This is a genomic window from Mycobacterium sp. 155 (assembly GCF_000373905.1).
Classification (GTDB): Bacteria; Actinomycetota; Actinomycetes; order Mycobacteriales; family Mycobacteriaceae; genus Mycobacterium.
The window spans coordinates 2,497,611-2,511,600 of record NZ_KB892705.1; the positions used below are offsets into that span (position 1 = coordinate 2,497,611).

Here is a 13,990-nt window from a genome sequence, read left to right on the forward strand (position 1 = left end):
CTTCCCCCGTCGCTGCGCTCGCCCCCGGTCATCGCTCAGCGTCTGCGCTGCGGATGTAGAGCAGCCGGTCGCCGGACTCCAATGCATCCACCTCAGGATCGTCCACCCGCACCAGGCGGCCGCCGCGGACCACACCGAGCACGATGTCATGCAGATGCCGCGGCGAGCCGCCCTCCTCCTTCGGTTCGACCTCCCGCTCGGCAATCGCGAAGCCCGCGTCGGGTGTCAGCAGGTCCTCGACCATCTCCACCACACTCGGGGTCTGGGTGGCGATGCCCAGTAGCCGGCCCGCGGTCTCCGCGGACACCACGGTCGAATCCGCGCCGGACTGCCGCAGCAGATGCTGGTTCTCGGCTTCCCGCGCGGCCGCGATGATCTTGGCGTTGGGAGCCAGCTCCCTGGCGGTCAGGGTCACCAACACCGCGCTGGCATCGTTATCGGTCGCGACGACAATCGATTTGGCGTGCTGCGCGCTGGCCAGCCGGAGGATGTCGGACTTGGTGGCGTCACCGTGGACGGTGACCAGGCCGGCACTCTTCGCGCGTTCCAGCGCGGTGGCGTTCTCGTCGACGACGACGATGTCGGCCGGGGCCACCTCGTCACCCACCATGGCAGCCACGGCCGTGCGGCCCTTGGTGCCGTATCCGATGACGACGGTGTGGTTACGCACTCTGTTCCTCCATCGCTGGATCTTCAGCGCCTGCCGAGACTGGGTGGTCAGGGTTTCCACGGTGGTACCGATGAGGACGATCAGGAAGGCCACCCGCAGCGGCGTGATGATCAGGACGTTGACCAGACGCGCTGATTCCGTATAGGGCGTGATGTCGCCGTAGCCCGTTGTTGACAGCGACACGGTCGCGTAATAGAGGCAATCCAAGAACGACAGCGGATGATCCGGATCCGGCGCGCTGTCGTTGTCGCGGTACCCGTAGCGGTCCATGTAGACGATCAGCACCGCCGCGAACAGTGCTGCCAACGCGTAGAACACTCGCATGGCGATTCTGCGCGCCGGGCTGACGAACGGCTCCGGTATGCGGAGCACGTCGGTGAGCGCGGCGTCAGGCCGCGAGGTGAGGTTCTCGTCGATCGCGGCGAGTCGGCGCCGCAGCCTGCCCTTAACCATGGGTACCGGTCATGCGGGGATCCATCCGAGCGGTCGCACGCCACAATGTAACCATGACCACCGCCGCGTCTCAGCGAACCGCCGCCGCCCGCACCGCCCGGCGGCTCGCCGTCATGCTGCTCGGCATGGGCACATTGCATTTCGTTACGCCCAAACCGTTCGACACGATCATCCCGGCAGAGCTGCCCGGCCCCGCCCGCTTTTACACCTACGCCTCCGGCGCCGGCGAATTGGCTACCGGCGCATTGTTGGCGGCTCCACGCACCCGGCGGCTCGGCGCACTGGCCGCAGCGACCCTGTTCATCGCGGTGTTCCCGGGCAACGTCAATATGGTGCGGCTGTGGTGGGGCAAGCCGTGGCCGATGCGCATCGTCGCGATCGCTCGCCTGCCGCTGCAGATCCCGTTGGTGACCACGGCGCTCAAGGTGTACCGCAGCTCCTGAGTGCGCCGCCGACTGGTTTGGCAAGGCTATCGTTGCTGGCAGCACATGGTTTCGATGTATATCGTCGCAGCCGTGCCGAGCCCCACACACCCGGCCGAACCGCACGTCGGATCGGTCTCCTCGAAGCTGAACTGGCTACGCGCCGGCGTGCTGGGCGCCAACGACGGAATCGTCTCCACTGCAGGCATCGTCGTCGGCGTGGCCGCTGCGACCGCGGACCGCGGACCCATCCTGACCGCCGGCGTCGCCGGCCTGGCGGCCGGTGCGGTGTCCATGGCGTTGGGTGAATACGTCTCGGTGAGCACGCAACGGGACACCGAACGAGCGCTGCTGAGCAAAGAACGGCGCGAGTTACGTACCGATCCCGCAGCAGAATTGGACGAGCTCGCCGAACTCTATGAAGCCAAGGGGTTGTCGCCCGTCACTGCGCGCACCGTGGCCGAGGAACTCACCGACCATGACGCCTTCGCCGCACATGCCGAGGTCGAACTGGGTATCGATCCGAACGAACTGACCAACCCGTGGCAGGCCGCGTCGTCGTCGGCTCTGTCGTTCACCGTCGGTGCGCTGTTGCCGTTGGCCGCAGTTCTGTTGCCACCGGCGACGTGGCGGGTCCCGGTCACCGTTGTCGCGGTGCTACTGGCCCTGATGCTCACCGGGACGGTGTCGGCTGGTTTGGGTGGTGCGCCTAAGGGCCGTGCAGTGCTGAGAAACATGATCGGTGGTGGCCTGGCGTTGGCGATCACCTATGCGATCGGCCGTTTGGTCGGCGCCGCGATCACGTGAGCTCGATACCTCCCATCAGCCAAGGAGTCCCATGACAGTCATCAACGGCCTGCCCGCCCACGTTTTGTTCGTGCACGCCATCGTCATACTCGCGCCGCTGACCGCGGTAATGGAGATCATCTGCGCGCTCTGGCCGGGCGCCCGTAGGGGGCAGCTGATCTGGGTCACCCTTGCTCTTGCCGTCGCCACAGCGGTTTTGACCCCCATCACGATCCAGGCCGGCAACTGGCTGTACGACCTGCGCCGCAACCCCGACGCCATCCTGCAGGAGCACGCCGAGCTCGGCGACACCATGATCTATTTCTCGGTGGCATTGCTGGTCGTCGCTCTGGCCCTGGTGGCGCTGCGGTACGCCGAGCGGCGCGACAACACCCGCCGGGTGCTGTACAACGCCATCGTCGCGGTGGTGGCGGTGCTGATCGGGGTCGCCTCGATGGTGCAGGTCTATCGCATCGGAGACGCCGGGGCCCAGTCCGTGTGGAGTAATGAGATCGCCAATCTGACCTCGGCCAACAAGGGCTAGGTCCGGGCTAGGTCTGCTGCGCTGCCGGCGAGTCCGCCAGTAACGCAGCCAATTCCTCTGCTCCGGGCAGGGTTTCGGGCCTGACCGTCTGGCCGGACCGCACGTAGTGGAAGGCCGCGCGCACCGATCCCGGCGGGCACCCGCGCAATGCGGCCCAGGCCAGTCGGTAGACCGCGAGCTGTATCGCGGCTTGCTCCTTGGCTTCCGGAGTGTTCGGTGGCTCACCGGTCTTCCAGTCCACGACGGTTGCGGTGCCGTCGGTGTCGGCGAACACCGCGTCGATGCGGCCCCGGACCACGGTCTTACCGAGCACCATGTCGAAGGGCACCTCCACCTCGATCGGTGTGCGCGCGGCCCACGATGACATCACGAATGCGTCCTGTAATACGGCGAGCTCTTCGGCGCAGCCGCGGCCGACCTCGCTGTCGACCGCACCGGGCAGATCGTCGAGATCGAACAAGCGCTCGGCATGGAAGAACCGCTGGACCCATTCGTGGAAGATGGTGCCCAGCAAGGCATGCGGATCCGGACGCTGCGGTAGCCGGCGGTGCAGCCGTTGCAACGCCGCCTGCGGATCCCGGCTGAGTTCGACGAGCGTGCTGACCGACACCTGGCCTGGCAGTTCGGCCGGAACCGTATGCGGCGCCCGGGCCCGTTCGGCCAGCAGCGCGTCCACGTCGGCCCCCCAGCCGTCGGTGTCTGTTCCCTCGCCGAGATCCCCCGCCATCGCCCGAGCGATGAGCTCCGCTCCGCGGCGTACATCGCCGTCAGGACTCGGCTTCGCCGGCCATATCGCTTTAACTTCCTTATCCCGCAAAGGGTTCTGCTCACCGGCTACCGGCTCGGACGCCCACTGCTCGATGTCGCCGCAGGGTCTGCCGTCAGCTGCGGCCTCTTCCAGAATGGTCTTGATCTCGCACAGAAACTCCGATGGTCCCCGCGGCTTGCTCTCGGTGGCACCCCAGTGGTGACCAGACAGCAGCAACGTGTCCTCGGCGCGGGTGACCGCCACGTACAGCAAGCGACGTTCCTCATCGACGCGGCGCTGCTCTAGCTTGCTCTTGTGATCGGCAATCTTGTCCGACAGTATCTTTCGATCGTTGACATCCGAGGTGTCGAGCACCGGGACGCCGATCTCGGACACGGTGGCGCGGTCACCGCGCAGCAGCGGCGGCAGATCCGCGGCGTCGGTGAGCCAGGTGCGCGCCGACGCCGTCGACGGGAATATCCGCGCACTCAGATGCGGCACCGCCACCACCTGCCATTCCAGCCCCTTGGCGGCGTGCACGGTCAGGATCTGCACCCGGTCGTGCGAGACCGCCAATTCGGCGGGCGCGAGCCCGTTTTCGACCACCGTCGCGGCGTCGAGGTAGGCCAGCAGCCCCTCGACCACGGCGCCGGGGCGCCCAACGCGCTCAGCGCCGGGGCGCCCAACGCGCTCTACACCCGAGCGGCCGGCGTAATCGGCCACCAGATCGCAGAACGTGTCGAGGTGTTCGGTGCCGGTCCAGCCCGCGGTCACGGGCTGCGCTGCCCGCGCCTCTGCGTCCAGCCCTGCCACCCGCCGGACCTCGGCGACCAGTTCGGGCAGCGGGTGGTTCAGATGTGCCCGCAGCATCGTCAGTTCCCGGCCCAACGCCACGATCCGCTGGTAGCCCGCGGCCGAATAGTTCTCGGCCGCACCGGGATCGCAGATCGCGTCGGCCAGGCACGCGACGTCGGCGTCGGGAGCGGCCGCCGCGACGATGTCGGCCGGGCCGGGCTCCCCGTGCGGGCGATCGTCCAGCTCAACCGCTCGGCGCCACAACGCCGTGAGGTCGCCGGCGCCGAACCGCCACCGTGGCCCGGTGAGAATGCGCATGACCGCAGGTCCGGCGGTCGGGTCGGCGACCAGCCGCAGCATCGCCACCAGATCGGCTACCTCGGGCACCGCCAGCAACCCCGCCACCCCGACCACCTCGACCGGAACCCCGCGGGCCTCGAGCGCTTCGGCCATCGGAGCGGCATCGGCGTTGCGCCGCACCAGAACTGCCGCCGTCGGTGCCGACGCACCGTCTTCGCGGGCGCCGTGGTACCTGCGCGCGACCTGATCGGCCACCCAATCCCGTTCCGCCGCAACATCGGTCAACAGCGCACAGCGGATGGTGCCCGGATCGGCACCGGGCCGGGGCAGCAATTCCCGCACCGATACCGAACGGTGCCGCGCCTCAGCCGAGATGGCATTGGCGACGTGCAGAGTACTGGGCGGATTGCGCCAGCTGGTCCGCAACTCCAGGGTCGGCGCCGGGGTGCCGTCTGCTAACGGGAAGTCGGTGGTGAACCGGGGCAGGTTGGTGGCCGATGCGCCCCGCCAGCCATAGATCGACTGGATCGGATCACCGACAGCCGTCAGCGCCAGCCCGTCGTCGGTACCGCGACCGAACAACGCCGACAACGCGACGCGCTGGGAATGCCCGGTGTCTTGATACTCGTCGAGCAGCACGACGCGGAAGCGTTGCCGCAACTGCTCACCGACCTGCGGGAAACCCGCCGCCAGCCGGGCTGCGGCGGCCATCTGCATGCCGAAGTCCATCACCTTGTCGGTACGCAGCCGTTGGTGCAGCGCGTCGATCAGCGGTACCAGCTCCGTGCGTTCGGTCTGGGTGGCCAGCATGCGCAGCAGCCACTGGCTCGGCCCGCGGTCACGCTGATATGGCCCGGCCGGAAGGGTGTGGACCAACCGCTCGAGTTCGGTGTGGGTGTCGCGAAGCTGATCGGTGTCGACGAGGTGCTCGGCGAGCGCCCCGGAAAGACGGAGCACCATCGCGGTGACCGCGCCCGGGGTCTTGTCGGTGTCGAGCCGGCCCGGGTGAGCGCACACCACATCAAAAGCCAACTGCCACAGTTCAGTTTCAGTGAGCAGCCGGGTGTCCGGTTCGACGGGCAGCAACAGGCCGTACTCGCGTAGCAGTGTGCCGGCGAATGCGTGGTAGGTGCTGACGGTGACCGCTTCGTCGGTGCCCACGGACAGCGCCAGACCCGCACCGGCCAGCCGCGCCAGCCGGGTGCGAACCCGGCGCAGCAGCTGCCCGGCGGCCTTGCGGGTGAAGGTCAGCCCGAGCACCTGTGACGGTGTGGCATAGCCGTTGGCCACCAGCCACACCACCCGAGCGGCCATGGTCTCGGTCTTCCCTGCGCCCGCACCCGCGATCACCACGAGCGGACCGGGTGGCGCGGCGATCACTGCGGCCTGCTCGGCGGTCGGCGGGAAAAGGCCCAGCGCAGAGGATAGTTCGACCGGGCTGTAGCGGGCCGTCTCGGCCGGTGTCATGACCGCGGCGCCTGTGCCGGACAGGCCGACCGCACCGGGCAGTTCGAGCATCCGTCGTTGACTCTCGCCAGGAACTGCGGTCCCGCGGTGGCGGCGGCCGCGTCACCGACCGCTGCCAGCCAATCGGCACGGGTCTCGGATGTCATCGGATCCTGTTCACGCACCGTGGCACCGGCTGCGCCGGCCTTTCCGAGGTATATCAGCCGACCTCCGCCGGGCTCGTCCAGATCGGTAGCGGCTTCGTCCGTCAGCAGGCCTGCGGCGACGGCCAACTGGTACATGGCCAGCTGAGCATGGCTCTGTGCGTTCTCCTTGGTCACCGGACTCTTGCCGGTCTTGAGATCGACGATCACCAACCGACCGGCCTGATCACGCTCGAGGCGGTCCAGCCGGCCCCGTATCCGGACCCCGGGTGCTTGGTTCCCGGACTCGGGATCGGCGGCCCGGATGACTCCCTCGACGTTGATCTCTGTGCCCACCTCTGTGAGCTGGCACCTCGTGTCGGCCCGCCACCGGGTGAATGTCTCCAGCATCGCACGGTGCCGTTCCAGCTCGTTGTCCGAATACCATTTCGCCTCGAAAGGTAGTTGGTCCCAGACCTTTTCGAGCTCGTTGACGAGTTGACCCTCGGTGCGCCCCGGCTCGGCAACCAGCGCGTGCACCAGCGACCCGACGGTGGACCGCACGTCGCGGCCCGAGCTACCGCCATGCCGTTCCAGCAGCCAACGCAATGGGCAGTCGGTAAGCATCTGCAGCGTCGAGGGTGACAGCGTCACCGTCTGATCGGCACCGGACCACAACGGATGGTCGGTGGACAGCGGGGTCATGGCGTACCAGTCCGCCGGGTTGGCCCCGGGCACCCCGGCTTCGGCCAGCCGGGCCAACTGCGTTGCCGCACAGGCCCGGGAGTCCTCGTCGACCGCATCATCGGGTGCACATACCACCGCGCGCAACCGACCAACCAGCGCCGAGGGGGCCAGCACCCTGGGCGCCGCCAGTGGCGGGAGCACCGGCACGTCGGTGGCCAGGGCGGTCAGCTCGGTGCAGAACGGCGAGGGCAGCAGCGAACCATCACCGGAATCGCTGTCCACCGCGGTCACCAAGAGCCGGGTGCGGGCACGGCCCATCGCTGCCATCAGCAACCGCCGTTCCTCGGCCAATAGCGGCGCCCGGGTAGACACCGCGGCGTCGGCGGGCCCGGTAACGCCGTCGAGCACATCCACCAGATGCTGGGTTCCGAGCACACCGCCGCGAGGAATAGTGTTGGGCCACAATCCTTCCTGCACACCAGCGATGACGACGAACTCCCATTCCCGGCCCAGGGAGGCATGGGCGCTCAGAACGGCGACGGCGTCGGGCTGTTGACGCGGGTCGGCGGGTGCGGCCGGTGCGCCGAGCGCCCTGACGTGGTCGATGAGACCGCGCAGCGACGCACCCGCCGTCCGGTTCACGTATTGATCGGCGATGTCGAACAGCATCGTCACCGCGTCGAGGTCGCGATCTGCCTGCGCGCCAAGAGTTCCGCCACGCTCGCTGGCCATCAGCCACCGTCGCTGTAGCCCGCAGGCATGCCAGACGTCCCAGAGGGTGTGGCGCGGATCCGCTCCGGCGGCCACACTGCGGCGGGCCGCGGTCAGCACCGCACGCAGCCGCCGCAACGGGCGCAGTTGCTCGACGGGGAGCCCCCGGGGTTCGGTGTTCACCGCGGCAACAACGAGGTCGCCGAAATCACGCGGCGGTACCGAGCCGTCGGCACGGCGCAGCGCGCGGCGCAACTGCCGCAGGCTCACCGGGTCGACCCGTCCGATCGGCCCGGTGAGCAGGGTGAGTGCGTCGTCGCCGGTCAGCTCTCCGGTGGCGACATCGAGCACCGTGAGCAGCGCGGCGACGGCGGGCTGCTGGGCCACGGGTGACACGTCTCCGGCAGCCTCGACCGGCACCCCTGCGCCGGTCAAAGCCCGGGCCAGCACCGTCCCGGCGCGGGGCACTGAGCGAACGATAACTGCCATCTCCGACCACGGCACCCCGTCGACGAGGTGGGCACGCCGCAACGCATCGGCGATCAGGGTCGACTCGGCGTGCGTCGACGCGGCCAGCCGCAGGGTGACGGCCCCCTCGACCGCGGCGCTACCGACCAATTCGCGGGTGGGGCTGACGCCGGGAAGGCGTCGTCCGATACCGGCGATGGCCGCCGCGACCTCGGGAGCGCACCGGTGCGATTCGGTCAGCACGATGATCGCGTCGTCGGCGTCGCCCGGATCGCGCAACAAGACCGGATCGGCGCCGCGGTAACCGAATACCGCTTGATCGGGGTCACCGGCAATCACGGTCAGCCCGGCGCCTGCTCCCAGCACGCGCACCAGCAGAGCGGCTTGCGGGTCGAGGTGCTGGGCGTCGTCGACCAGCAGCAGGCTGATCCGGCCGCGTTCGGTGGCCAGCAGGTCGGCGTCGGTGCCAAGAGCCTCCAACGCGGCACCGACCAGTTCGGCCGCGCCCAGTGCGGGCACGGTGGCCTGCGGTGCGGCCATGCCCACCGCCGAGCGGAGCAGCATGATCTGCTCATAGGCCTGCGCGAACTGCCCGGCGGCCACCCACTCGGGACGCCGCGCCGACCGGCCGAGCCGTTGCAACGCAAGCGGATCCACACCGCGCTCGGTGCAGCGCGCCATCAGGTCGCGAAGTTCACTGGCGAACCCTGCGGTGCTCAACGCCGGCCACAGCTGGTCGGGCCAGCAGACACCCGAGTTGGGCCCGTCCTCCAGATTGCCGGCCAGCAGTTCACGGATGATGCCGTCCTGTTCGGCGCTGGTGATGAGCCGCGGCGGCGGGTCACCGTTGCGCTGGGCCGCCAACCGCAACAGCGCGAATGCGTACGAGTGGACCGTTCGTACCAGCGGCTCACGCACCACGTGCCGCTCCCCCGCACCCAGCAGCCGCGCGGTGACCGCGGCCCGCGCGGCCGCCCGCAGGCGTGCCGAACCGGTCAGCAGCAGAACCGATTCCGGATCGGTGCCTGCGGCGATGTGTTCGACGGCCGTGTTGATCAGCAGCGAACTCTTGCCGGTTCCCGGCCCACCGAGCAACCGCACCACGCCCGTGCGTCCCGGAGCGAGCAGCTCGGTACCCGCCAGTGCCGGTTCGACGTGTGCAGTCATGGAAGGCATGACACCAGAAGGGACCGACAAGTAGCGGAGCGGATTGGCGCAAGCAGGCCCGACAAGTAGCGGAGCGGATTGGCGCAAGCAGGCCCGACAAGTAGCGGAGCGGATTGGCGCAAGCAGGCCCGACAAGTAGCGGAGCGGATTGGCGCGAGGGGTCCCACAAATCTGTTGGGCCGGGCCCTGGCAGCATCACGGGGGTGTCCCCCGATTTGTTGCACGTGCTCCGGTACGGCCCGCAGGCCCCGGCCGAGCTGCTGTTGATCCACGGTGTGACCGGGCACGGTCAGCGCTGGCAGACCCTGGCCTCCCAGCTGCCCGAGGTGTCGATTCTGGCGCCCGATCTGCTGGGACACGGCAGGTCGTCGTGGGCGGCGCCGTGGACCCTGGCGGCCAACGTCGACGCCTTGGCGGCACTGCTGGACGGCCCGACGCTGGTGGTCGGGCACTCTTTCGGCGGTGCGGTGGCCCTCACGCTGGCTGCCACCTACCCGGACCTGGTGTCCGGGCTGATCTTGTTGGACCCCGCGGTGGAACTTGACGGTGAGTGGGTGCGGGAGATCGCCGAGAACATGATGGAGTCGCCGGACTATCCCGACGTAGCCCAAGCTCGAGTGGAGAAGATGAAGGGCTCCTGGGGTGAGGTCGAGCCCGCCGAATTGGACCGCGAGTTCGGCGAGCACCTGATCGCGCTGCCCAACGGCCGATACGGGTGGCGGGTCTGCATGCCCGCGATGATGGCGTACTGGAGTGAGCTGGCCCGGCCAGTTGTCTTACCGCGCACCGGAACACCGACCACGCTGGTGCGGGCCACCAAAACCAGCCCGCCGTATGCCACGGATGCGCTGATCGGCGCGTTGAGCGTGCGGCTCGGACCCGATTTCACGCTGCTGGACTGGGATTGCAATCACATGGTGGCTCAGGCCCGGCCCGCCGAGACCGCGGCGTTGATCCGGGAACGGCTGGGATAGCCGTGGCGGCGGTGACCGAGGAGCAGGTGGAGACGGTCCGCGCGCTGGTCGCCGCTATTCCCGCGGGCAGGGTGTCGACGTATGGCGATATCGCCGACGTCGCGGGGCTTTCCAGCCCCCGGATTGTCGGGTGGATCATGCGCACCGATTCGTCGGACTTGCCATGGCACCGTGTGATCCGCGCCTCGGGCCGCCCCGCACCCCATCTGAGCACCCGGCAGCTGGAGCTGCTGCGCGCCGAGGGTGTGCTTTCCGTCGACGGCCGGATAGCACTGAGCGAATGCCGCCACGAGTTCTGAGCGCGAGCAGTCACGCGGGTACCGCGATCGCGGCGTGTCGGGGTACCCCCGCGTCTGCTCGCGGGTTAAACGTGGGTTAGAGGATGAGCCGGACCAGCGACGCGGTGCGGGCCAGTCCGGGGAAGGCCGCCGCGGTGGACCGCGGATGCAACGCGTGCACGGCCAGCCGGAACATCAACGCCCGCAACAACATCTGCGGCCACTCCGGTAACGTGTCCCAGCGCTCGATGAGCCCGTCGTCAGCGTCGCCCCAGGACAACGCGTCGACGACAACGACCCCGGCCGCCCACGACGAAGGGCGCCAGTATGGAGTGATGTCGGTGATGCCTGGCGCCGCGGCGCCGGCGAAAAGCACTGTGCCGTAGAGGTCGCCGTGCACCAGCTGGCTCGCGCTCTTGGTCGGTTTGCGGAGTGTGGCGAGCTGGTTGATCAGCTCGACCGAACGCTGACCGTCCGTCGAACCCGGCGCGACCCTGGCTCCGGACGGGAGCGAGTGCAGCGGCCGGTCTTCCCACGCCGCGCGGTCGGCGGCGATGAACACGTCGACATCTGCCCACGGCGCGACCGGAGGCTGGGTCAGGAACCGGGGCCGCTCCAGGGTTCCGGTGGCTTCGTGCAACCGGACCGCCGCCGAGACCACCTCGTCGTGACGCGGTTCCGGGGTCCCGGCGACAAATGTGTCGGCGCGCCAACCGGCCACGACGTAGCGCCCGTCGGTGGAACGCACCGGGCGGGCCAGCCGTACCCCATCGACGAACAACGTCTCCCGGATCTTCGCCGACCACGCCGCACGGGCGTGGTCGGGGACCACCGACAGTACGACTTCGCCGCAGCGCCAGCCGCCCTCCCAACTCGAACCAAGTGGGACCGGACGCACCCCGGACAGCCCGAAGGCCGCCAGCACATGTTCCGGCGGCCGTTCTGCACTCACAACCTCAGCCTAAGGTGTAGACCCGCAAACCGGCGGTCAGTACATGACCATGTCGGGATCGACCTGTCGACCCCACGCCACGATGCCGCCCTGCAGATGCACCGCATCGGAGAATCCGGCCTGTTGAACGATGGCCAGCACTTCTGCCGAGCGCACACCGGTCTTGCAGTACAACACCGGTGTGCGATCCAGCTGGAGCTTGGCGAGCGCATCGCCCGATTCGAACGTCGGCTTCGGGATGAGCTCGGCACCCTGAATATGATTGATCTCCCACTCCACCGGCTCACGGACGTCGATGAGCGCCAACGGCTTCCCCGAGTCCAGCAGCTCCCGCAGCTCCTGCGGGGTGATGGTGGAGTCTTTCGTGGCTTCGGTCGCCTCATCCGAGATGGCGCCGCAGAACTCCTCGTAGTCGATGAGCTCGGTGATCTTCGGAGTCGTCGGGTCCTTGCGGATCCGGATGGTGCGGTAGGTCATGTCGAGCGCGTCGTAGATCATCAGCCGGCCCAGAAGCGGCTCCCCGATACCGGTGATCAGCTTGACGGCCTCGGTACCCATGATCGACGCGATGGATGCGCACAGGATGCCCAGCACGCCACCCTCGGCACACGACGGGACCATTCCCGGTGGTGGCGGCTCGGGGTACAGATCGCGGTAGTTCAGGCCCTGCTTCTCGCCGTCGGGACCGTCGGGTGCGTCTTCCCAGAACACCGACACCTGGCCCTCGAACCGGTAGATCGAACCCCACACGTACGGCTTGCCCGCCAACACCGCGGCGTCGTTGACCAGGTATCGGGTGGCGAAGTTGTCGGTGCCGTCGAGGATCAGGTCGTACTGGTTGAACAGCTCGACGGCGTTGTCGGCCTCCAGCCGGAATTCGTGCAGGTTGACGGTGACCAGCGGGTTGATCGCCAAAACCGATTCCTTGGCGCTCAGCGCCTTGGACTTCCCGATGTCAGCCTGGCCGTGGATGATCTGGCGCTGCAGATTGGACTCGTCGACGACGTCGAACTCGACGATGCCGATGGTTCCCACCCCGGCGGCAGCCAGGTAGAGCAGGGTCGGCGAGCCGAGTCCGCCGGCACCGATCACCAGCACCTTGGCATTCTTGAGCCGCTTCTGTCCGATCACGCCCACGTCGGGAATGATCAGGTGGCGGCTGTAACGCGTCACCTCTTCGCGGGTGAGCTCGGCGGCCGGTTCAACCAGCGGCGGTAACGACACACCCAAATTCACGGACACCGAATGTCTCCTCAAGTCATGGACCGTACGTAGGGACAACGGTAATCCGGCGGTCATGCTTCCCGCGCCGCGGTAGGCGTCAATCGGCTACCGAACCCAAGACAGGCGCTACGCGATGGGATATGGCCAGGGGTTGAAGCGGCAGGTCTTCCCGTCCGGCTTGACGGTCTCCGGGTCGAACTTCGCATCGTCGTTGTTTGCGGTGGAGAAGGTCTGCTGCATCATGATCGGCGCCAGGCCGCCGTCGTCACGGCACGGCTCATGCCGCTGGTAACCGATGGCGTGGCCGACCTCGTGGTTGATCACATACTGTCGGTATGACCCGATATCGCCCTGGAACGGCATCGCGCCGCGCACCCAGCGGGCTTCATTGATGAAGACCCGGGCCTGGTCGTCGTAGGACGGGTTGTAGCACGACGCTTCCAGCTGGATGTCGTAGCCGCAGCCCTCCCGCACGGTGATCGGCGAGGTCAAGGACACCCGGAAGTCAGGCTCGACGCCGCTAGTGGCGTCGACGCGGGTGAACCCGAACATGCCGTCGTGGGTCCAGCTCTTGGGGTTGGCCAGCGTTTCACTGACCATCCGCGCGAAGCCCTCGTCGCCCCCGAACGATGTGGTGTCCACGCCGTCCTCTACCTCGACGGTATAGGTGAACGACTTGGTGGTGCCCTGACCGACCTTCTCGGTAGTTCCGGGCACGATGTGCCAGGTCTTGGCGCCGGTCTCGGTGAACTGCCCGCCCGCGGGCAGGATGCCGGTGGGCAGGTTGGCGTCGAACTGGGTCAGCCCTTTGGGCGGCGCGCCGATGATGGCGGTGGCGGCCTGGTCGATGGTGGGCGATCCCTGGATGGGCCCGTCGTCGGCGTGCCCGGTGCGCGCGGACGTACCGGTCACCGTCTGGTACAGCACCACCACGGTCAGCACGATGAGGACCGGCAGCGCGTAGGCACGCCAGCCATAGGTGGACACAAAGCGGCCGAGCCAAGTCTGCTTGCGCCACTGGCCCCGCTCGTCGCGATTGACCCGGGGCCGACCCGAATCGGCCGCAAGTGGATCCCGTTGGGCCCGCAACGGCTCCCGCCATTCGTCGCGCAGTGCCGGGACGCCGCTGCCCGCGCGGGGCCCCGGGTCGTAGGTCACCGATCCAGAATGGCACAGACCGCTGTGAATGCCATTCCCGTGCGTCAGGTCCGTGACCCCGCCG

General features: G+C 68.2%; 11 protein-coding genes. 5 read left to right on the forward strand and 6 right to left on the reverse strand.

Translation table 11 applies throughout. From position 1 onward, the window contains the following. Positions 1–28: 28 nt before the first annotated feature. Positions 29–1,123, reverse strand: coding sequence for a TrkA family potassium uptake protein (locus B133_RS0111915; protein WP_018601336.1), 1,095 nt, complete (start codon positions 1,121–1,123; stop codon positions 29–31). Between the two features lie 53 nt (positions 1,124–1,176). Between B133_RS0111915 and B133_RS0111920 the strand changes: the two genes are divergently transcribed. The 3 genes from B133_RS0111920 (at position 1,177) to B133_RS0111930 (ending at position 2,875) form a co-directional block, all read left to right on the forward strand. Further along, positions 1,177–1,566, forward strand: coding sequence for a membrane protein (locus B133_RS0111920; protein ID WP_026256309.1), 390 nt, complete (start codon positions 1,177–1,179; stop codon positions 1,564–1,566). Between the two features lie 72 nt (positions 1,567–1,638). Continuing rightward, entirely contained in the window at positions 1,639–2,352 is a 714-nt protein-coding gene (locus tag B133_RS0111925) for a VIT family protein (protein ID WP_026256310.1), read from the forward strand. A gap of 31 nt (positions 2,353–2,383) precedes the next feature. Then, entirely contained in the window at positions 2,384–2,875 is a 492-nt protein-coding gene (locus B133_RS0111930) for a DUF2231 domain-containing protein (RefSeq protein ID WP_018601341.1), read from the forward strand. A gap of 7 nt (positions 2,876–2,882) precedes the next feature. Here B133_RS0111930 and B133_RS0111935 read toward each other — a convergent pair whose 3' ends face one another. Then, positions 2,883–6,185: an ATP-dependent helicase gene (locus tag B133_RS0111935; protein ID WP_026256311.1), complete on the reverse strand. Its 3,303-nt coding sequence runs from the start codon at positions 6,183–6,185 to the stop codon at positions 2,883–2,885. After that, entirely contained in the window at positions 6,182–9,340 is a 3,159-nt protein-coding gene (locus B133_RS0111940; protein ID WP_018601344.1) for an ATP-dependent DNA helicase, read from the reverse strand. The genes B133_RS0111935 and B133_RS0111940 overlap by 4 nt, the downstream gene beginning before the upstream one ends. 203 nt (positions 9,341–9,543) lie before the next feature. On the opposite strand from B133_RS0111940, the gene B133_RS0111945 reads away from it, so the two are divergent. After that, the gene (locus B133_RS0111945) at positions 9,544–10,314 is read left to right on the forward strand and encodes an alpha/beta fold hydrolase (RefSeq protein ID WP_018601345.1); all 771 of its coding nucleotides are present in this window, start codon (positions 9,544–9,546) and stop codon (positions 10,312–10,314) included. Between the two features lie 2 nt (positions 10,315–10,316). After that, complete coding sequence (locus tag B133_RS0111950; RefSeq protein WP_018601346.1) at positions 10,317–10,613, forward strand: MGMT family protein; 297 nt, start codon at positions 10,317–10,319, stop codon at positions 10,611–10,613. A 76-nt stretch (positions 10,614–10,689) separates the two neighbouring features. Here the strand turns inward: B133_RS0111950 and B133_RS0111955 are convergent, their stop codons facing one another. The 3 genes from B133_RS0111955 to B133_RS0111965 all read right to left on the reverse strand — a co-directional run bounded on the left by B133_RS0111955 (position 10,690) and on the right by B133_RS0111965 (position 13,926). Beyond that, entirely contained in the window at positions 10,690–11,544 is an 855-nt protein-coding gene (locus B133_RS0111955; RefSeq protein ID WP_018601347.1) for a TIGR02569 family protein, read from the reverse strand. A 36-nt stretch (positions 11,545–11,580) separates the two neighbouring features. Continuing rightward, positions 11,581–12,774, reverse strand: a complete 1,194-nt coding sequence (moeZ, locus tag B133_RS0111960) for an adenylyltransferase/sulfurtransferase MoeZ (protein WP_198291059.1) — start codon at positions 12,772–12,774, stop codon at positions 11,581–11,583. Between the two features lie 120 nt (positions 12,775–12,894). After that, positions 12,895–13,926 carry a DUF3152 domain-containing protein gene (locus B133_RS0111965; protein WP_018601349.1) on the reverse strand — a complete coding sequence of 344 codons (1,032 nt, stop codon included), beginning with the start codon at positions 13,924–13,926 and terminating at the stop codon, positions 12,895–12,897. Positions 13,927–13,990: the final 64 nt, after the last annotated feature.

Coding starts and splice junctions, on each gene's coding strand:
- B133_RS0111915 (WP_018601336.1), bottom strand. CDS start 1,123: ATGGTTAAGGGCAGGCTGCGGCGCCGACTCGCCGCGATCGACGAGAAC.
- B133_RS0111920 (WP_026256309.1), top strand. CDS start 1,177: ATGACCACCGCCGCGTCTCAGCGAACCGCCGCCGCCCGCACCGCCCGG.
- B133_RS0111930 (WP_018601341.1), top strand. CDS start 2,384: ATGACAGTCATCAACGGCCTGCCCGCCCACGTTTTGTTCGTGCACGCC.
- B133_RS0111935 (WP_026256311.1), bottom strand. CDS start 6,185: ATGACACCGGCCGAGACGGCCCGCTACAGCCCGGTCGAACTATCCTCT.
- B133_RS0111940 (WP_018601344.1), bottom strand. CDS start 9,340: ATGACTGCACACGTCGAACCGGCACTGGCGGGTACCGAGCTGCTCGCT.